General features: G+C 68.4%; 16 protein-coding genes and 1 tRNA gene. 12 read left to right on the forward strand and 5 right to left on the reverse strand.

What is annotated here, in order from left to right:
• Positions 1 to 38 precede the first annotated feature (38 nt).
• The 4 genes from V5F26_RS06070 to V5F26_RS06085 all read left to right on the forward strand — a co-directional run bounded on the left by V5F26_RS06070 (position 39) and on the right by V5F26_RS06085 (position 3,338).
• Entirely contained in the window at positions 39 to 1,193 is a 1,155-nt protein-coding gene (locus V5F26_RS06070; protein ID WP_394058755.1) for a DNA recombination protein RmuC, read from the forward strand.
• A gap of 91 nt (positions 1,194 to 1,284) precedes the next feature.
• Positions 1,285 to 2,166, forward strand: coding sequence for a bifunctional DNA-formamidopyrimidine glycosylase/DNA-(apurinic or apyrimidinic site) lyase (mutM, locus tag V5F26_RS06075; RefSeq protein ID WP_234053905.1), 882 nt, complete (start codon positions 1,285 to 1,287; stop codon positions 2,164 to 2,166).
• 159 nt (positions 2,167 to 2,325) lie between these two features.
• On the forward strand, positions 2,326 to 3,096 hold the full coding sequence (locus V5F26_RS06080; protein ID WP_234053904.1) for an enoyl-CoA hydratase: 771 nt from the start codon (positions 2,326 to 2,328) through the stop codon (positions 3,094 to 3,096).
• Between the two features lie 157 nt (positions 3,097 to 3,253).
• Positions 3,254 to 3,338 (forward strand) — tRNA-Leu (locus tag V5F26_RS06085).
• A 310-nt stretch (positions 3,339 to 3,648) separates the two neighbouring features.
• Here the strand turns inward: V5F26_RS06085 and V5F26_RS06090 are convergent.
• Entirely contained in the window at positions 3,649 to 5,181 is a 1,533-nt protein-coding gene (locus V5F26_RS06090) for a YifB family Mg chelatase-like AAA ATPase (protein WP_394058753.1), read from the reverse strand.
• A gap of 254 nt (positions 5,182 to 5,435) precedes the next feature.
• On the opposite strand from V5F26_RS06090, the gene V5F26_RS06095 reads away from it, so the two are divergent.
• Both V5F26_RS06095 and V5F26_RS06100 read left to right on the forward strand, forming a co-directional pair.
• Positions 5,436 to 6,713: an MFS transporter gene (locus V5F26_RS06095; protein WP_394058751.1), complete on the forward strand. Its 1,278-nt coding sequence runs from the start codon at positions 5,436 to 5,438 to the stop codon at positions 6,711 to 6,713.
• 96 nt (positions 6,714 to 6,809) lie between these two features.
• Positions 6,810 to 7,592 carry a class I SAM-dependent methyltransferase gene (locus V5F26_RS06100; RefSeq protein ID WP_234053901.1) on the forward strand — a complete coding sequence of 261 codons (783 nt, stop codon included), beginning with the start codon at positions 6,810 to 6,812 and terminating at the stop codon, positions 7,590 to 7,592.
• 3 nt (positions 7,593 to 7,595) lie between these two features.
• Here V5F26_RS06100 and V5F26_RS06105 read toward each other — a convergent pair whose 3' ends face one another.
• The 4 genes from V5F26_RS06105 to rsmI all read right to left on the reverse strand — a co-directional run bounded on the left by V5F26_RS06105 (position 7,596) and on the right by rsmI (position 10,484).
• Positions 7,596 to 8,045: a PepSY domain-containing protein gene (locus V5F26_RS06105; protein ID WP_394058796.1), complete on the reverse strand. Its 450-nt coding sequence runs from the start codon at positions 8,043 to 8,045 to the stop codon at positions 7,596 to 7,598.
• Positions 8,046 to 8,086: 41 nt separating this feature from the next.
• Positions 8,087 to 9,031 carry a glutathione synthase gene (gene gshB / locus V5F26_RS06110; protein WP_394058749.1) on the reverse strand — a complete coding sequence of 315 codons (945 nt, stop codon included), beginning with the start codon at positions 9,029 to 9,031 and terminating at the stop codon, positions 8,087 to 8,089.
• 99 nt (positions 9,032 to 9,130) lie between these two features.
• Positions 9,131 to 9,523: a YraN family protein gene (locus V5F26_RS06115; protein ID WP_394058748.1), complete on the reverse strand. Its 393-nt coding sequence runs from the start codon at positions 9,521 to 9,523 to the stop codon at positions 9,131 to 9,133.
• Positions 9,513 to 10,484 (reverse strand): 16S rRNA (cytidine(1402)-2'-O)-methyltransferase, encoded by a 972-nt coding sequence (rsmI, locus tag V5F26_RS06120; RefSeq protein ID WP_394946936.1) that lies wholly within the window; start codon positions 10,482 to 10,484, stop codon positions 9,513 to 9,515. The genes V5F26_RS06115 and rsmI overlap by 11 nt, the downstream gene beginning before the upstream one ends.
• Before the next feature lie 145 nt (positions 10,485 to 10,629).
• On the opposite strand from rsmI, the gene V5F26_RS06125 reads away from it, so the two are divergent.
• From V5F26_RS06125 to V5F26_RS06150, 6 genes are all read left to right on the forward strand, one after another.
• Positions 10,630 to 10,848 (forward strand): hypothetical protein, encoded by a 219-nt coding sequence (locus V5F26_RS06125; protein WP_394946937.1) that lies wholly within the window; start codon positions 10,630 to 10,632, stop codon positions 10,846 to 10,848.
• 99 nt (positions 10,849 to 10,947) lie between these two features.
• Positions 10,948 to 12,327 carry a sensor histidine kinase gene (locus V5F26_RS06130; RefSeq protein ID WP_394946938.1) on the forward strand — a complete coding sequence of 460 codons (1,380 nt, stop codon included), beginning with the start codon at positions 10,948 to 10,950 and terminating at the stop codon, positions 12,325 to 12,327.
• Positions 12,324 to 13,334, forward strand: a complete 1,011-nt coding sequence (locus V5F26_RS06135; RefSeq protein WP_394946939.1) for an NADH-quinone oxidoreductase subunit B family protein — start codon at positions 12,324 to 12,326, stop codon at positions 13,332 to 13,334. Before V5F26_RS06130 ends, V5F26_RS06135 begins: the two co-directional genes overlap by 4 nt.
• The gene (locus tag V5F26_RS06140) at positions 13,331 to 14,788 is read left to right on the forward strand and encodes a nickel-dependent hydrogenase large subunit (RefSeq protein ID WP_394946940.1); all 1,458 of its coding nucleotides are present in this window, start codon (positions 13,331 to 13,333) and stop codon (positions 14,786 to 14,788) included. Before V5F26_RS06135 ends, V5F26_RS06140 begins: the two co-directional genes overlap by 4 nt.
• A 2-nt stretch (positions 14,789 to 14,790) precedes the next feature.
• A complete protein-coding gene (gene hypF / locus V5F26_RS06145; RefSeq protein ID WP_394946941.1) occupies positions 14,791 to 17,445 on the forward strand; it encodes a carbamoyltransferase HypF in 2,655 nt (884 codons plus the stop codon).
• A 605-nt stretch (positions 17,446 to 18,050) separates the two neighbouring features.
• Positions 18,051 to 19,403, forward strand: a complete 1,353-nt coding sequence (locus V5F26_RS06150; protein WP_394058737.1) for a protoglobin domain-containing protein — start codon at positions 18,051 to 18,053, stop codon at positions 19,401 to 19,403.
• Positions 19,404 to 19,552 lie beyond the last annotated feature (149 nt).

Raw genomic sequence — 19,552 nt, forward strand, 5'->3', positions numbered from 1 at the left:
CATCTTTGTTCCGCGTGCGAATCGGGCTATGCAAGTGCATGTCTGACGTGCTGTTCACCCTTGCCGGCCATCCGGTCCTGATGGGAGAGGCCCTGGCTGCCGCGCTGGCGGCGGGGCTGGCGCTGCTGGCGGCGGTGGTGGTGGGGCTGTGGCGCTCGGGGGCCGCGCGCGCCGCGCTGGCGGCCGAGGAGGCGCTGCGGGGGCAGGAGTTCGACCGCCGCATGCGCGACCTCGCGCGTATCCAGCACGAGACGGCGGGGCGGGTGCAGAGTTTGGCGGAGGTGCTCTCCCAGCGCCAGAGCGAGTTGGCGCGGGCGGTTTCGGAACGGCTGGACGCGACCTCGTACCGGCTGGGCGAGAGCATGACCGCGTCCGCGCGCGCGACCCACGAGACGCTGACCCGTATCGCCGAGCGGCTGGTGATGGTGGAAAAGGCGGAGCGCAGCCTTTCCGACCTCTCCGCGCAGGTGGTCTCGCTGCGGGACACGCTGGCCAACAAGCAGGCGCGCGGCGCCTTTGGGCAGGCGCGGATGGAAGCGCTCATCCGCGACGGGCTGCCGAACGACACGTTCGCGTTCCAATATACGCTCTCGAATGGCCGGCGGCCCGATTGCGTCATCTTCCTTCCGGGCGACGCGCGGCCCCTCGTCATCGACGCCAAGTTTCCCCTTGAATCGGTGACCGCGTTTCGGGAGGCGCCCTCGGCGGAGGCGCGAAAGGCTGCGGCCGCCCGGCTCAAGGCGGATCTCATGAAGCATGTGACCGATGTGGCGGAGCGCTATCTTCTGCCGGGGGAGACGCAGGACATTGCCCTCATCTTCGTGCCGTCGGAATCGGTCTATGGCGAGATCCAGGAGCATTTTGACGGGGTGGTGCAGGCGGCCTACCGGGCGCGCATCGTGCTCGTTTCCCCATCGCTGCTGATGCTCGCGGTGCAATTGGTGCAGGCGATCGCCAAGGATGCGCGCATGCGCGCAGAGGCGGACCGCATTCGCGCAGAGGTCGGAGCGCTGGTGGCGGATGTGGGCCGCCTGCGTGAGCGGGTGGGGGAGCTCTCCCGCCATTTCGGCCAGGTGGGCGATGATGTGGCCCGGGTGCTCGTCTCCGCCGACAAAATCGCCAAACGGGGCATGCGCCTGGAACAATTGGAGTTCACCACGCCACTCCAGCCGGAGGGTGGGGCCGATGCATGATTACATCTTGCGCAAATCGTCCGACTGCCTGATTCTACATCGCCGGTGAACGAATCCCGGCCTTTGCGCGATTCTGGCGAGCTGAAACGAGATGCCTGAACTGCCCGAGGTGGAAACCGTCCGCCGCGGCCTCATTCCCGTCCTTCAGGGCGCCGTGATCGAAAGCGCGGAGGCGCGCCGGCCCGATCTGCGCTGGCCGCTGCCCGAAAACTTCGCTCAACGCCTTGCTGGCCGCCGCGTGGTGGCTCTCGGTCGGCGCGCGAAGTATCTCCTGGCGGATCTCTCCGGCGGAGAGGTGATGATCATGCACCTCGGCATGTCCGGCTCCATCCGCATCGATGGTGCGAAGATGAAGGGGGCACCCGGCATTTTCCACCATCCGCGTGGGGAGGGCGGGCCGCACGATCACGTGGTGCTGCACCTGGCCAGCGGCGCAACGGTGACCTTCAATGATCCCCGCCGCTTTGGCGCCATCCTGATCGTTCCCTATGATCGTCTGGAGAGCCATCCCCTGCTGCAGGGCCTGGGGCCCGAACCCCTCGGCAACGAGTTCAATGCGCAATATCTGGCGCAGGCTTGCGTGCGGCGCCACACATGCCTGAAATCCGCGCTGCTGGATCAGAAGATGGTGGCGGGGCTCGGCAACATCTATGTGTGCGAGGCGCTGCATCGCGCCGGCCTTTCACCGCGCCGCGGCGCGCATACGCTGGCGACGCGCGAGGGCGCGCCGACGCGGCGGGCCGAGCGGCTGGTGACTGCAATTCGCGACGTGTTGCGCGAAGCCATCCAGGCGGGCGGCTCCTCCCTGCGGGACCATCGGCAGGTGGACGGGCAGCTGGGCTATTTCCAGCACGCCTTCCGGGTCTATGACCGGGAGGGGGAGCCGTGTCCGACGCTGCATTGCAAGGGCACCATTCGGAGGATCGTCCAGGGCGGGCGATCCACCTTCTATTGCCCGGTATGCCAGCGCTAGGCGCAGATTTTATCGGGCCGCGCGCCTGCGAGATGTGGCAATGCGCTGCTATTTTGTCCGCCCCCATTCCCCAAACGTTGAACTCGGGCTAGAGCACTAGGCAGCCTTGAGAGGGGACGCAAAGGTCCGCTGGCCGGGCGGCAATGGGGAGACATTGGGATGGCATTCGAGACGATCTTGGTGGAGCGGCACGAGCGCGTGGGCCTCATCCGGCTCAACCGGCCGCAGGTGCTGAACGCGCTGAACTCCGACCTCATCGGCGAGCTCAACGTGGTGCTCGACGCGTTTGAGGCGGATGCGGACATCGGCTGCATCGTCATCACCGGCTCGGAGAAGGCGTTCGCGGCCGGGGCGGACATCAAGGAGATGCACGCTCTCACCTATCCGGAGAGCTATGACGATGATTTCATCACGTCGTGGGAGCGCCTGTCGCGGGTGCGTAAGCCGGTGATTGCCGCGGTGGCGGGGTTCGCGCTGGGCGGCGGCTGCGAGCTGGCGATGATGTGTGACTTCATCCTGGCGGCCGACACGGCCAAGTTCGGCCAGCCCGAGATCAAGCTGGGCGTGATGCCGGGTGCCGGCGGAACGCAGAGGCTCACGCGCTTCGTGGGCAAGTCGAAGGCCATGGAGCTGGTGCTGACGGGCAGACTGATGGGCGCTGCCGAAGCGGAGCGGGCCGGTCTCGTGTCCCGCGTGATCCCTGCCGCGGAGCTGGTGAGCGAGGCGCTGGCGGTGGCGAAAACCATTGCCGATATGTCGCCGACCGTCGCCATGCAGGCGAAGGAGAGCGTAAATCGCTCCTACGAGACCACGCTTGCGGAGGGCATCCGCTTCGAGCGTCGCGTGTTCCAGGCCATGTTCGCGCTGGAGCACCAGAAGGAAGGCATGCGGGCCTTCATGGAAAAGCGTCCTCCGAACTTTAAGCGCTGATGCCGGCGGGCGGGCCGCGCATGGCCCGCCCCTTTAAACCGGTTTCGGATGCGTCCTGTGGATATCTCAAGATCTTTGCCGAATGAGATCGGGGTGTGTTGACAGGGGAGGGGCGGCCCCGTATCAGAAGCCTCCCGACGGCCTCACGGCCAAAGGGGCCCAGGTGGCGGAATTGGTAGACGCGCTGGTTTCAGGTACCAGTGGTGAAAGCCGTGGAGGTTCGAGTCCTCTCCTGGGCACCATTTGCTCTTATGAGCTGGCTGCCTTTCCCAAACATCAGCGCCTCCAGACTTTTCTGTTGATGGCGTGAAAAAGGGCAAGCTACCGCGCGTCAGTGCCAGTAATCGACTGGCGTGTAACCATCTCTATGCAATGGCACTGAGATGGGCGGCGCGGTGTCTATGAGCTTGGGAGCGCCGCGCTTTTCATCGCAGCTTCAGTCGCACGGTTTTACCTGCGTCCAATCGTGGTCCGGCGCGCGCCGCAGCGATTCAGAACGCGCCCCGAGCCCGTTCGCCAGTCCCTCACCGCTGATTTTCGCTTAGCGCGTCCTCAGGCGGCGGAGCGTGTGCGGTCGGCGGCGGCGCGATAGGCCAAGGCTTCCGCAAGGTGTCGGCGACCGACCGAGTCCGCGCCGTCGAGATCGGCCAGCGTCCGGGCCACTTTCAGTACACGGTGGTAGCCGCGGGCAGTCAGGCGCATGGCGTCGGCAGCATCGCGCAGGAGCTTGGCGCCGGCGGAATCCGGACGTGCCACCGTTTCGAGCAGGGGGCCGGAGGCCTCGGCATTGGTGCCCACTTCTGGGCGGCCGAGGGCGCGATAGCGCTCCGCCTGCATCTGGCGCGCCATGGCGACGCGAGCCGCTACCTCGAGCGAGCCCTCGGTGGGCGCCGGCAGAACCAGATCCGACGCGCTCACCGCAGGGACTTCCAGATGGATGTCGATGCGGTCGAGGAAGGGGCCGGATAGGCGGGCCTGATACTCGTCGGCGCAGCGTGCCCCGCGCTTGCAGGTGTAGCCTGGCTCTCCCGCGCGTCCGCACCGGCAGGGGTTCATGGCCGCGATGAGCTGGAAGCGCGCGGGATAGGTGACGCGGTGATTGGCGCGCGCGATCAGCACTTCACCGGTTTCCAGCGGCTGGCGCAGCGAATCCAGCACCTGGGGGGAGAACTCGGGTAGCTCGTCGAGGAACAAGACGCCATTATGGGCAAGGGAGGCTTCGCCTGGCCGGGCCTTGGCGCCGCCCCCCACCATGGCGGCCATGCTGGCGGAATGGTGCGGCGCGCGGAACGGGCGGCGGCTGACTAGCGCTCCGTCTTCGATGGCACCCGCCACCGAGGCGATCATGGAAACGGACAGCATCTCCGCCGGCGCGAGCGGAGGGAGGATGGAGGGCAGGCGCTGGGCCAGCATGGATTTGCCAGCGCCCGGCGGGCCGATGAACAGAAGATTGTGGCCGCCCGCCGCGGCCACCTCCAAGGCGCGCTTCGCCGTTTCCTGCCCCTTCACGTCCCTGAGGTCGAGGCCGTTCGTCCCGGCGGCCTTCATGCGCGGCTCGGGACGCGACATGGCCTGGCGCCCGGTCATGTGATTGGTGAGCTCGATGAGCGTGGCGGGAGCGAGGATCTCCATTTCGGGGCTCGCCCACGCGGCCTCAGCCCCGCACGGCTGCGGGCAGATGAGCCCGTGCCCGCGCGCATTGGCACCGATGGCGGCGGGAAGAACGCCGGCCACCGCTGCCAGAGTGCCGTCCAGCGCCAGCTCGCCCACCACGGTGAAGCCCGCCAGTGCTTCCCCTGGGATGGCGCCGATGGCGGCCATGAGGCCCAGGGCAATGGGCAGATCGTAATGGGAGCCTTCCTTCGGCAGGTCGGCGGGGGCGAGATTGATGGTGATGCGGCGGGCGGGCAATGCGAGACCGGACGCGATCAGCGCCGCGCGCACGCGCTCCTTGGCCTCGGTCACCGCCTTGTCGGGCAGGCCGACGATGCTGAAGGCGGGTAGCCCCGGGGCCACGTGCACCTGCACATCCACCGGGCGTGCCTCCACACCCTCGAATGCGACCGTCGCCACCCGCTGGATCACCGCTCATCCCCCACTCAGCCCTGGATTGCAAAATCCTACCCAAAGGTACAGCCTGCGGCAAGAACGAAATGGGAACGCAGTTGTGGAGCGGAGGCGCTGACGGGCGCAACATCCGTGGTCGCGTGCCGAGGGGGCGGGCGCGATGCGTGCGCGCGGGCTGGCCGATGTGGTATTCAGGATGTGGTATTCACATGGGCTCACGGCACGCCGGCTTTGGCGCGGGCCGGGCATGGGGCAGAGGCGGAGACAGGCTGATGGCGGCGACGCGTTTCCGGTTCGTGGTGGTGTTCCTGCTGTTCGCCATCACGGTGGTGAACTACATCGATCGCGCCGCCATTTCCTATGCCATTCCGCTCATGGAGCAGTCGCTGGGGCTATCGAAGCTGGATGCCGGCACGATCCTCGGCGCGTTCGGCCTCGGCTATGCGGTGACCACGCTGATCGGCGGCATCGCGGTGGATCGATGGGGCGCGCGGGGCGTGCTGGCGGTGGCGGCCCTGGTGTGGAGCGTCTCCATCGGCCTGACGGGTGTCGCCACCGGTTTCTTCGCGCTCTACGCGGCACGGGTCATGCTGGGGGTGGCCGAGGGGCCGAATTTTCCCGCCATGACCGGGGCGGTGGGGCGCTGGCTGCCGCCGCACGAGCAGGCGAGCGCCCTCGGCTATGCCCTGGTGGCGGTGCCGGTCGCGCTGGCCGTGGGCGGGCCCGTGGTCACCCAGCTTCTGGCGCATCTGGATTGGCGCTGGACGTTCGGTGTGCTGTTCCTGGTCTCCATCGCCTGGGTGCCGCTGTGGCTTCTTCTGTTTCGCAATGCGCCCGAGCAGTCGCGCCATGTGAACGCGGCGGAGCTTGCGCGCATCCGCTCGGGTCGGCCTGAGGCGCCCGGCGCGCGCGCCAGGGGCGCGGCGGGGGCGGGCGGCGTGGCGCGGGTGCTGCTGACGAACCCGACTCTGGTCGTGAACTATTGGGCGTTCTTCGTCTTCGGTTACTTTCTCTTCTTCTTCATGACCTGGCTGCCGAGCTACCTGCACCAGGTCTACGCTCTCGACCTCACCACGGTGGGTGCCTTCACGGTGCTGCCGTGGCTCGCGGCGGCAGTCGTGCTGTGGGCCATGGGGCATTGGTCGGACCACCTGTTGAAGGTGACGGGCCGGCTGCGGGTGGCGCGTTCCTATCTCATCGCCGGCACGCAGCTGGTGGCCGCTCTGGCCGTCATCCCGGTGGCGTTTGATCCCAGCCTGCCGGTGGCGGTGGCCTGCATCACCGTGGCGGTGGCCGCCTCCATGGGCGCCAACGCGGCCTATTTCGCGGTGAATGTGGATATCGTGCCGCACCGGGCCGCGACCGCTATTGGCATCATGGATTTCGTGTTCGCCTTGGCCGGGTTCCTCGCGCCCGCGCTCACCGGCTGGGTGCTGCACCTGCGCGGCTCGTTCGCGGATGGGTTCCTGCTGATGGCGGGGCTGGCCCTGTCCTCGGTGCTGCTGGTGGTGGCTTTCCACCACCCCGATCGGGATCGTGCAGCGGCTTGAAGGGCGCGCCGGGCGGAGACGTGCGAAGGCGCTTGCGGCGCGACGCGCTTGCGCCCACCCTCAGCAGCCGTGAAGCAATAAGATCAGGAGGATACGATGGGCGAGGAGACTTCGCGCGCCACCAATATCGAAGGGCTGGTGACGCGGCAGTTCGGGCCGCAGGCCGGCGCCTATGTGGAAAGCGCGGTGCACGCGCAGGGGCCGGACCTGGAAGCCCTGGCGGCGGTGCTGAAGCGGGAGCGGCCGGGCCGCCTGCTCGATCTGGGCTGCGGTGGCGGCCATGTGAGCTTCACCGCCGCGCCCTTCGTGGGCGAGGTGGTGGCCTATGACCTGTCCGATGACATGCTGGCGGCGGTCGCTGCGGAGGCGAAGCGGCGCAACATCGGCAACATCGTCACCGCCCAGGGCGCGGCGGAGGCCCTGCCTTTTCCCGATGCCTCGTTCGATGCGGTGGCCTCGCGCTACAGCGCCCACCATTGGCGCAGCCTGCAGACCGCGCTGGGCGAGGCGCGGCGCGTGTTGAAGCCGCGCGGCCGGGCGCTGTTCATGGATGTGGTGGCGCCCGAATGGCCGGTGGCCGACACCTTCCTCCAGGCCCTGGAGCTGCTGCGCGATCCGTCCCACGGGCGGGACTTCTCCCGCATCGAATGGGAGGCACACCTGGCCGCCGCGGGCTTTGCGGTGGAGGAGGTGAAGGAACACCGGCTGCGGCTGGAATTCTCTTCCTGGGTGGCGCGCATCCGCACGCCGCAGGCCCATGTGGACGCCATCCGCAGCCTCCAGCGGGGCGCCAGCGGGGATGTGGCGAAGCATTTCGAGATCGAGCCCGACGGCACCTTCACCCTCGACACGCTGACCCTGGTGGCCCGCGCGGCGTGAGCCTCAATCAGGCTTTGAGGAGAGGATCTTGCCGGTGAGCGGATCCACCTTCGCCTCGGTGCGCGCGCCGGCGCGGTCGGTGAGCTCGACCTCGTAGTGGTCGTCCTCGGTGTCGATCTTGCGCAGGGTGAAGCCCTGGCCCTCCAGGTGGCGGGCCACCTGGGCCAGGGTCAGCCATTGTTCGTGCACCGGGCCGGCGCGGCCCTCATATTTCGTGGTCACCAGCTCGGCCGTGACAGGGTTGACGCGGGCTTCCACCCGGTTGCCCTGCCGGTCGATGAGGTCGGCCTCGAAGCCGTCCGGCTCCCGCTCCATCTTCTGTACGCGAAAGCCGTTTTCCGCGAGGTGGGTGGCGATGTCGGCGACGGATTGCCATTGGCCGGCCGGCGGCTGCGCCCAGGCGGGGGTGGCGAGCAGGCCGAGCAGGGCCAGGGCGGGCAGGGTGAGACGCATCACGGGCTTCCTCCGCGGTGGTGGAGCGGGACGCCGCGCGCTCAGGCGCGGCGCTTGTCCTCGATCTTGTCCCAGATCTGCGCGGCGATATCAGGCCCGCCGAGGCGCTTCACCGCCCTGAGGCCGGTGGGGGAGGTCACGTTGATCTCCGTCAGGTTGCCGTCGATCACGTCAATGCCCACGAAGAGGAGACCCATGGCCTTCAGCGAGGGCCCGATGCGGGCGCAGATTTCCAGCTCGCGGTCGGTGAGGTCCGTGGGCTTGGCGGCGCCGCCGCGCACCATGTTGGACCTGAGATCGCCCTCGCTCGGCACCCGGTTCACGGCGCCGGCGGCCTCGCCATCCACCAGGATGATGCGCTTGTCGCCGTGCTTCACCGCCGGCAGGAAGCGCTGGATGACCCAGGGCTCGCGGAAGGTGACGGCGAAGAAATCGTACAGCGAGCCGAAGTTGAGATCGTCCGCCGTGAGCCGGAACACGGCGCCGCCGCCATGGCCGTACAGCGGCTTCATCACCACGTCGCCATGCTCGGCGCGGAAGGCCTTGATCTCTTCCAGATCGTGGGTGATGAGCGTGGGCGGCATCAGCTCAGGGAAATGGGTGACGAAAATCTTCTCCGGCGCGTTGCGCACATGGGCCGGGTCGTTCACCACCAGCGTCTTGGGATGGATGCGCTCCAGCATGTGGGTGGTGGAGATATAGGCCATGTCGAAGGGCGGGTCCTGCCGCAGCAGCACCACGTCATAGTCGGAAAGGACCACCCGGCGCTTCTCGCCCAGCTCGAAATGGGCGCCCACCTCGTCCTTCACCTTCAGGGGCTCGATGGTGGCGAACACCGTGCCGTCGCGCATGGCAAGCCGGTCGGGCGTGTAGTGGACCAGGGAATGGCCGCGCCGCTGGGCTTCCAGCAGCAGGGCGAAGGTGGAATCGCCGGCCACATTGATGCTGGCGATATGGTCCATCTGGACCGCGACCTGAAGGGTCATGAAAATCTCCGCGCCGTGAACCCGCCCGGCGGCCTGCGCCATGCGGGGGCTCTGGAGCTTATCTATAGCGCGCGCCCGCCGGCCGCCAGTTCACGCACGTCAACCGAGCTCCGCCTCGAACGCACCGGGCAGATGCTCCACGGCGGTGCCGGCGATGAGAATGGCGTCGAAGCGCATGTTCAGGCTGGAGAGCTCCGGATGGCCGGCGAGCCAGGCCTCGGCGGCGGCGGCAATGCGCCGCTGCTGGCGGGCGAGCAGGGATTCGGCCGCTGCCTCAAGGCTGGCGCGCTGCTTCACCTCGCAGAAGACGAGCAGGTCGTCGCGGCGGGCGATCAGGTCGATTTCCCCGGCCTTGGTGCGGGCGCGCCGGTCCAGGATGGCGAAACCGTGGGCTTCCATGAGCCGCGCCGCGCGCCCTTCCGCCGCCACGCCGCGCGCATAAGCGGCGCGCTGGGCGGGGGTCCGGGCCGGCGCGGCGCGCTCATTCGTCATCGGCGGGGTCGTCGCGGTCGCCGGCGTGGCGGGCCTCCACCAGGGCCAAAGCGCGGGCATAAACCTCGCGCTTCGGGCGCCCGGTCATGGAGGCGACGGCGGCCACCGCGTCCTTCAACGAGGCTTCGTCCAGGGCGCGGGCCAGGGCGGAATCCACTGCATCGTCCCCGGCGGCTTCCTCCAGGGGCGGGCCCACCACCAGCACGATCTCGCCCTTGGGCGCATCGGCGCTCGCATAATGGGCGGCGAGCATCGGCAAGGTGTCGCGCCGCACCTCCTCGAAAGCCTTGGTCAGCTCCCGGCACACGGCCGCGCGACGCGGGCCCAGCACGGCGCCGAGGTCGGCGAGGCTCTCGGCCAGGCGCGGGCCGCTCTCGTAAAAGACCAGGGTGGCGGGCACCTGGGCCAGCGCCGTGAGGCGGTTCTTGCGTTGCCCGGCCTTGGGCGGCAGGAAGCCGTCGAACAGGAAGCAGTCGGTGGGCAGGCCCGCCGCCACCAGCGCCGCCAGCAAAGCCGAGGCGCCGGGCAAAGGATGCACCGTGTGGCCTTCGGCCGCCGCCTCCACCACCAGCTTGAAGCCGGGATCGGACACCAGCGGCGTGCCGGCATCGGAGATCAGCGCCACCTTGTCGCCGGCCGCGAGCCGCGCCAGCAGCTTGGGCCGGGCGCTGGCACCGTTATGGTCGTGATAGGGCACCAGCGGCGTGTGGATGCCATAGCGGTCGAGCAGCCGGCGCGACACGCGCGTGTCCTCGCAGGCGATGACATCCGCCCCCGCAAGGGTTTCCAGCGCGCGGATGGTGATGTCGCCCAGATTGCCGATGGGGGTGGCCACCACATGCAGCCCACCCGCCAGCTTCGGCGCCGTGACCGTGGTGCCGGCCAGGATGAAGGTGTGCGGATGCTCCCCCGCCGTGGCGGGGCGGCCGTGCGCGGGGATCGTGCTCGAATGCGTGCTCATGGAGGCGAACATAGCGCCGGACGGCGCGGAAGGGGAGCTGCCTTGCAGGCGGCGTTGACGTCGGTCTTTTACGCTCTTGATGAACGCAAATGTGCACCTCACTCTACCCTCGTTAGGCACCGGCAATGCAGATGAGGAGGTATAAATGTCCGATGACCAAGAATACGATGATGACGATGATGACGATGATGACGAGGTTCTTGGTCCTGCTCCTGCGTGGCTCGGACTTTTGACGTGGGAACAAAGGGAGTGGAGAAGGACGCAGATCCTTAGGGGTAGGAACCCTGACCCGTATATCGAGGAAAGGCTCCGAGAAGCAGGTAGCTGGCCTTTGAATGAAAAACGAAAAACTCCGAGAAGTTGATCGGATCATTGCGCTGTCTCAGCGTTGCGCCGGCATGTTTCCCGGGATTAGCATGGCCGCCCCTCCGGCCTCGCCCGGATGATGATCGAGGATGAAGCCATGCCCGCGGGGGAGGATCTGCCGCTTGCGCCCCCGCTCCCGCCGTTCGGCCGGGAGGGCGACATCGGCGCGGCCGAGGCCGACCAGGCTTGGATCTCCGTCATCCAGAAAATGGACGAGGCCTATGCCGAGCTGGTGAGCCAGCAGGTGGAGCTCGAGGCCAAGAATGTCGCCCTGGAGGAGGCCCAGGGCTTCATCGCCGGGCTGCTCGGCGCCATGACGGACGTGCTGGTGGCCTGCGATCTTTCGGGCCGGGTAGAGCAGGTGAACCTCGCCGCCGAGCGTGCCTTCGGACAGCATGCGGACGCGCTGCTGGGCCGGCCTTTGGCCGCGCTCATCGATGCCACCTCGCCCACCAGCGCCGCCGACGTGCTCGCCACCATGGCGAGCCGGGACCGCATCGTGGATCGCGAATTCTTCCTCGCCACCCCCGAGGGGCCGCAGCCGGTGGCTGTGAATGGGGCGCTGAGGTTCGATCCGCGCGGCCGGGCGGTGGGCATCGTGCTGGTGGGCCGGCCCATCGGCGAATTGAAGCAGGCCTATTCGGACCTCGCCAGCGCTCATGAGCATTTGAAACGCACCCAGCAGCAACTGGTGCATGCGGAGAAAATGGCGTCCCTGGGCCGACTCGTGGCCGGCGTGGCGCACGAGCTCAACAATCCCATCTCCTTCGTCTACGGCAATGCCCACGCTCTGAAGCGCTATGTGGACCGGCTGATGGCCTATCTCGACGCCGTCCATGGGGGCGATGCCGCGGCCGCCGTGACCGCGCGCGCCGCGCTTCGGGTGGACCGGGCCCTGGCCGATATTCCCTCCGCCTTCGCCGGCATGCTGGAGGGGGCCGAGCGGGTGCGCGACATCGTGGCGGACCTGCGCCGCTTCTCGTCCGACCAGCGGGGCGCGCGCGAGCTGTTCGATCTCGGCTCGGTGGTGCGCTCGGCGGTGGACTGGGTGGCGAAATCCCAGATGCCGGACCTGGAAACCCACGTGGACCTGCCGGCGGATTTCGAGACCATCGGCCATCCCGGCCATATCCATCAGGTGGTGATGAACCTCGTGCAGAACGCGATTGATGCCATGGAGGGGTCTTCAGAAGGCCGTCCCGCCCCCCGCCTGGACATCCATGGCAGCCGCACCGCCGACGCGCTGGTGCTGGAGGTGCGGGACAGCGGGCCGGGCCTGTCGCCAGAGGCGGTGGGGCACGCGTTCGACCCCTTTTTCACCACCAAGCCGGTGGGCAAGGGCACGGGCCTGGGCCTCGCCATCTGCTATCGCATCGTGGAGGAGCATGAAGGCCGCCTCACGGTGGAGAACGCGCCCGGCGGCGGGGCGGTCGCGACCCTCACTTTGCCGGCGCCCTCCGGAGCCCGTGTGCGATGAGTGCGGTCCCCTTCAACATGCTCTGGCTGCAATCGGGCGGCTGCGGCGGCTGCACCATGTCGCTTCTGTGCGCCGAGGCGCCGGACCTGTTCGCGACCCTCGCCAGTGCCAATATCCGCATGCTCTGGCACCCGACCTTGTCGGAGGAGACCGGGGCGGAGGCGGTGGGGCTGTTCGAGCGCATCCTGGCCGGCGAGATCGTGCTCGACGCCTTGTGTGTGGAAGGGGCGCTGCTGCGCGGGCCCAATGGAACGGGGCGCTTCCACATCCTCGCCGGCACCGGCCGCCCCATGCTGGACTGGGTGCGCGAGCTGGCCGCGGTGGCGCGCCATGTGGTGGCGGTGGGCACCTGCGCGGCCTATGGGGGCGTCACCGCCGCCGGGGTCAATCCCACCGATGCCTGCGGCCTGCAATATGACGGGCGGCAGAAAGGCGGGGCGCTGGGCGCGGATTTTTCCGCCCGCGGCGGGCTGCCGGTGATCAATGTGGCGGGCTGCCCGACCCACCCCAACTGGGTCACCGAAACCCTGATGCTGCTCTCCGCCGGCCTCATCAAGGGGGATGATCTCGACGTCTATGGCCGGCCGCGCTTCTATGCCGATTACCTCGTGCACCATGGCTGCCCGCGCAACGAATATTACGAATACAAGGCCAGCGCCGAGAAGATGAGCGATCTCGGCTGCATGATGGAGCATCTGGGGTGCCTGGGCACCCAGGCTCATGCGGATTGCAACACCCGCCTGTGGAATGGCGAGGGCTCCTGCACGCGCGGCGGTTATGCCTGCATCAACTGCACTGCGCCGGAGTTCGAGGAGCCGGGCCACGCTTTCCTGGAAACGCCGAAGATCGGCGGCATTCCCGTCGGCCTGCCCACGGACATGCCCAAGGCGTGGTTCATCGCCCTGTCGTCCTTGGCCAAGGCCGCGACGCCGGAGCGCCTGCGCCGCAATGCCACCGCCGACCATGTGCTGACGCCGCCAAAGGTGCGGGACATCAAGAAGAGATGACCGAAAATTCGACCCGCCTCATCGTTGGCCCCTTCAATCGCGTGGAGGGCGACCTGGAAGTGCGCCTGGACGTGGCCGATGGCGCCGTGCGCGCGGCTTATGTCTCCTCGCCGCTGTTCCGGGGCTTCGAGCGCATCCTGGAGGGGCGCGACCCGCGCGATGCCCTGGTGATCGCCCCGCGCATCTGCGGCATCTGCTCGGTGTCCCAGTCCCATGCGGCGGCGCTGGCGCTGGCGGGGCTGCAGGGCATCGCGCCCACGCCCAACGGGCGCATGGCCACCAATCTCATGGTGGCCACCGAGAATGTGGCGGACCATCTCACCCATTTCCACGTCTTCTTCATGCCCGATTTCGCCCGCGCGCTTTATGAAAGCCGGCCGTGGTTCGCGGAGGTGGAGCGGCGGTTCAAGGCGGCGCGGGGGGCGAGCGTGACCCGCGCTCTGGCCACGCGGGCGACGCTGTTGCACGTGATGGGCCTCCTCGCCGGCCGCTGGCCGCACACTTTGGCCCTTCAGCCCGGCGGGGTGAGCCGCAGCGCCGATGCGCGCGACCAGATGAGATTGCTCGCCACCCTGTCCGCCGTGCGCGCGGCGCTGGAGGAGCATTTGTTCGCCGGGCCGCTGGAGGAAGTGGCCGCTCTGGCGAGCATCGCCGAGCTGGAGGCGTGGGCGGACGGGCGGGGCGGGGACCTCTCCTTGTTTCTCGCAATCGCCGATGACCTGGGGCTGAACCTCATGGGGCGGGCCTATGACCGCTTCCTGTCCTATGGCGCCTATCCGCAGGAGGACGGGCGCCGGCTCTATGCCGCCGGCACGTTCGCGCGGGGCCGGCCGGGCGCGCTCGACGTGGAGGCCATCACCGAGGACCACAGCTTTGCCCGCATGGAGGGGCGCGAGCGCCCGCACCCGCCTTTCGAGGGCTCGACCTTTCCCGATGCCGCCGACGAGGCCGGCTACACCTGGTGCAAGGCGCCGCGCCTCGCCGGCCAGCCGTTCGAGACCGGAGCCCTGGCGCGCCAGGTGGTGGATGCCCACCCCTTGGCGCGGGACCTGGCGGCGCGGGAAGGGGCGAGCGTGCGGGCGCGGGTGGTGGCTCGGCTGCTGGAGACCGCGCGCACGCTGCTCGCCATGACGGACTGGGTGCGCGCGCTGGAGCCTTCCGCCCCCTGGTGCGCCCAGGGCGATCTGCCCGTGAGCGGCCGCGCCTTCGGCCTGACGGAGGCGGCGCGCGGGGCTTTGGGCCATTGGGTGGTGGTGGAGAAGGGGCGCATTGCCCGCTACCAGATCATCGCCCCCACCACCTGGAATTTCTCGCCCCGCGATGCCTCCGGCGTGCCGGGCCCGCTGGAAGCGGCGCTGGTGGGCGCGCCCGTGCGCACGGGGGAGACGACGCCAGTGAGCGTGCAGCATATCGTGCGCTCCTTCGACCCCTGCATGGTGTGCACGGTGCACTGACCATGGCAGGCGAGCTGGAGAGCGCCATCGAGATCACCCTTGGCGGCATCGTGCAGGGGGTGGGCTTCCGCCCGTTCGTCTATCGGCTGGCGCGGCGGATGGGGCTTTGCGGCCATGTGTGCAACCTGGGTGACCGGGTCATCATCCGGGTCGCGGGGTCGCCTGCCGTTCTCGACGCCTTCGCCGCCGCGCTCCTGGCCGAGGCGCCGCCTCTGGCGCGGATCGACCAGGTCTCCCGCGCGCCCGCGCCCCGGCCGGACGAAATGGATTTCCGCATCATCGCGAGTGGGCCGGGCACGGTTTCAGTGGGGGTGGTGCCGGATGTGGCCACCTGTCCCGCCTGTCGGGCGGAGATGGCGGACCCCAAGGCCCGTCGGTTTCGCTACGCCTTCACCAATTGCACCGATTGCGGGCCGCGCTTTTCCATCGTCACCGGCCTGCCCTATGACCGCCCGGCCACCACCATGGCCGGCTTCATCATGTGCCCGGACTGCGCGGCGGAATATGCCGATCCCGCCGATCGCCGTTTCCACGCCCAGCCCATCGCCTGCCCCGTCTGCGGGCCGCGCGTGTGGCTGGAGAGGGGGGAGGGGCCGGGATCGCCTTCCGCGCCGGATGGGGGCGAGGCGGTCGCGCCTGATTCGGCCTCGGGGGCGGCACGGGTCGTCCAGGGCGGAGCGGGGCACATGGAAGAGGCCGGCTCCAGCATCGCGGCGTTCGCGGCCGGACGCGCTGCGGAAGAAGAGCGAGCGGCTGATGGCCCCCTCCGCCCCCCACTTCGGGCTTTGGATGGGGGGCTGGCAAGGACCGCTGATCCGGCGCGGTCCGGGCCGGCCGCAGGCTTTGACTCAAGTTCAACCCCGGCGTCGGTCGGTGCCGGCACGGGTCTTCCGTCCGGCGCGGGGGAGGAAGTGCTGCGCAAAGGGCCGGCTTCCGCCGAGGTCGATCCGCTCGCCCAGGCGGCCGCGCTCCTGTGTGACGGCGGAATCGTCGCGGTGAAGGGCATTGGCGGCTTTCACATTGCCTGCGACGCCACCAATGCCGCCGCGGTGGACGAACTGCGCCGGCGCAAGCGGCGCCCCGCCAAGCCCCTCGCCATCATGGCCGATGGCGCCATGGCGGCGCGGCTCTGCATTATCGGCACCGAAGAGGCCGCCGCGCTGGCCGCGCCCAGTGCGCCCATCGTCCTCCTGCCGCTGCGGGAGGGGGCCGGCCTTGCCGCGGGCATCGCGCCCGGACAGCGGCATGTGGGGGTGATGCTGCCCTACACGCCCCTTCATCATCTGCTGCTGGAGGCGGTCGGCCGCCCGCTGGTGATGACCTCGGGCAACAGTTCGGGCGCGCCGCAGGTGATCGGGAACGGGGAGGCGCGCGCGGCGCTCGCCGGCATCGTCGATGCCTTCCTGATGCACGACCGGCCCATCGCGCGGCGGCTCGATGACAGCGTGATGCGCCTTGCCGCGGGGCAGGCGCGGGTGCTGCGACGGGGGCGGGGCCTTGCGCCCATGCCCCTGGCTTTGCCCGAGGACTTCGCGCCAGCGCCGCCCATCCTGGCGCTGGGGGCCGAGCTGAAGAGCGCCATCTGCCTCACCCATGGGGCAAAGGCGCTCCTCTCCCACCATCTGGGGGACCTGGACGAGCCGGGCACGGCCGATGCGTTCGACGCGGCCATCGCGGATTACGGCGCCCTGTTCGCCCATGCGCCGCAGGTGGTCGCGGTAGACGCCCATCCCGGCTACCACGCCACCCGCCTTGGCACCGCGCGGGCACTGGCAGATGGCCTACCGCTGGAGATCGTGCAGCACCACCACGCCCACATGGCCGCCGTCATGGCCGAAAATGGCTGGCGGCGCGGTGATGGCCCGGTCATCGGCATTGTGCTCGATGGGCTGGGGCTCGGGGCCGACGGCACCATCTGGGGCGCGGAGATCCTGTGTGGAGACTATGTCGCGGCCGAACGGGTGGCCCACCTCTCCCCCATTCCCCTGATGGGCGGGGATGCCGCGAACCGCGAGCCATGGCGCGTTCTGCTCGCCCATCTCGACCGGGCCCTGGGGCGCGCGGCTGTGGACGCGGATGCGAGCCTGCGCCCGCTGTTCGCGCACCGTCCGGTGGCGACGCTGCGGGCCATGGCGGACAAGGGGCTGAACGCGCCGCCCGCCAGCTCCGCCGGGCGGCTGTTCGATGCGGTGGCGGCGCTGTTGGGTCTGGCGCCCACCCGCCTTACCCATGAAGGCGAGGCAGCCATGGCCCTGGAAGCGTGCGCGCGGCTGGAGGGGGAGCCCTATCCATTCGCTTTAACGCAGGAGAATGGCGCGGGCGGTGTCCAGGAGCTCGATCCTTCTCCCCTGTGGCGTGCCCTGGTGGCGGATCGGGCCGCGGGGCGCGACACGGGCGCCATGGCCGGCGCCTTTCATCTTGGCCTTGGCACCGCCTTCGCCGATGCGGCCGCGCTGCGCGCGGAGGAGAAGGGCGTGCGGGCCGTCGCCCTTTCCGGCGGGGTGTTCCAGAACGCGCTGCTGATGGAGATCGTGACGCGACGCCTGGCCGATCACGGCTTGCGGGTTCTTCTGCCGGCGGCAGTGCCGGCCAATGATGGCGGCCTCGCGCTGGGCCAGGCTGCGGTGGCTGCGGCCCGGCAACTCGCGCGCGAATGACGGAAATGAACGCCCGGCACCGCTCCGGAGGCAAAAGACCGCAGATACGGCTCCTTGCGCCCCTTTGGATAAATGTTGCGGCGCACCCGGAAGGTGACTAACGGTATTAGGCGGCATGGTCCGACCGCAATGCCGGGGCCGCAAGAGAATGTCTGATAGTTATTGGCGGGAATAACGCTGCTTTCAGGCATCCGCATGGTTGTTGTGAGGGGCGGTGGTCGGGCCGCATTGAGAGATCGGGTCCTTCTTTCACACCGCGGGATGCGCGCGAATGTGAGAGCTCTGGGGAGGGGAAAGGCCGGTGCGAGGCCATCCGCGGCAGTCATCTCGTTTTTCGTGCTGCTCGTGGCGTTTCAGGTTCTCGGCGCTGGTTCAGGTCTCCGATTTGTGATGTGAACGAGGTGTGGTCGGGTTCTGTTCGGGTTTTGGTCGTATTGAAACGATGCGATCCTGTGTTAGTCTAAGTAAAAATGCCTATCTTGTTATTGCGTTGGCATTGGAACGTGTTGTTCTGATCCGAGAGCCGCCTTTTTTCGGTGAGCAATCACGTTTTTATTTTTTGCGGGTTATTTCCTGTCGGATGGCGGGACAGGGCGAGAGGCAATATGTCGTCCGATCTGAATATGCGTGACCGGCTGAAATTTAATCTCATCGACAATGAGACCGCGGCGCTTCTGAAATCGTCAAAGGCAGATATTCTTCATCTTCTTTCCGATGTGCTTGATAGATTTTATGAGCATGTCGGCTCCGAGCCGGAAACGCGCCGCTTCTTCGGCAGCCCGGAACAGATGCAGCGCGCCAAGCGCATGCAGCTCAACCACTGGTCCGTCATCCTGGATGCGCGCTTCGATGAGGAATACGAGGCGTCCGTCACCCGTATCGGCGAGATGCACAACAAGCTGGGCCTGGATCCGCACTGGTATATCGGCGGCTACAGCTTCCTCATCAGCCATCTGGTGGCGTCCCTCGGCCACGAGCACATGAGTGGCGCCCTGTTCGCGCGCCGCAAGGCCGAGCACGCGATGAAGCTGCAGACGGCGGTCATCCGCGTCGCCATCCTCGACATGGATCTCGCCATCCAGGTCTATCTCCAGGCCGGCCAGCGCGACCGCACGGCGACGCTCAACCGCCTTGCCCATTCGTTCGAGGAGACGGTGGGATCGGTGGTGTCGGTGGTGTCGTCCTCGGTGGCGGACCTGCACACCACGGCCCAGGGCATGACGGCGTTCGTGGAACAGACCTCGGCCCAGTCCCAGGCGGTGGCCGCGGCATCGGAGCATGCCTCGGACAATGTGGCGACGGTGGCCGCCGCGACCGAGCAGCTCTCCGCATCGGTGCGCGAGATCAGCCGGCAGGTGGCCCAGTCCGCGGAGGTGACGACCCGCGCGGTGGCCGATGTGGGACAGGCGAGCAGCAAGGTGAAGACCCTGGCGGACGCCACCGATCACATCGGCAGCATCATCGGCCTCATCAGCGAGATTGCCGGCCGCACCAATCTGCTGGCGCTGAACGCCACCATCGAGGCGGCCCATGCGGGCGAGGCCGGGCGCGGCTTCGCGGTGGTGGCCGACGAGGTGAAGCAGCTGGCCGAGCAGACCAGCAAGGCCACCTCCGAAATCCGCTCGCAGATCGAGACCATCCAGGCGGACACGGAAGCCACCCTGGTCACCATCGAGGGCATTTCGGGAACCATCGGCACCATCAATTCGGTGGCCGAATCCATCTCGGATGCGGTGCGCCAGCAGGAGAGCGCCACCCAGGAGATCGCCCGCAACATCCACGATGCCTCCCAGGGCACCATCGAGGTGACCTCCAGCATCGGCCGGGTGACCGAGGCCATGACCGAGTCCAACTCGGCGGCCACGCGGGTGTTCTCCGCGGCCTCCGATCTCACGCGGCAGCTCGATACCCTGAACCAGGAGGTGCGGCGCTTCCTGAGCGACATCAAGGTGGCCTGACGACTGGCGTTTGACCGGACGCGCCGAGGACGGTGCGTCCGGCGGAAAGCTGGTTTTTGATTGCGCCCAGCGGCAGCCATCGCGCTATCCCGCCGGCGCCGTCGTGCCGGGGGCATGGCACCCATCGGCGTCCGCGCTGTCCTTCAGGT

The sequence above is a fragment of the Xanthobacter variabilis genome, assembly GCF_043831965.2.
In the GTDB taxonomy this organism is placed as follows: Bacteria; Pseudomonadota; Alphaproteobacteria; order Rhizobiales; family Xanthobacteraceae; genus Xanthobacter.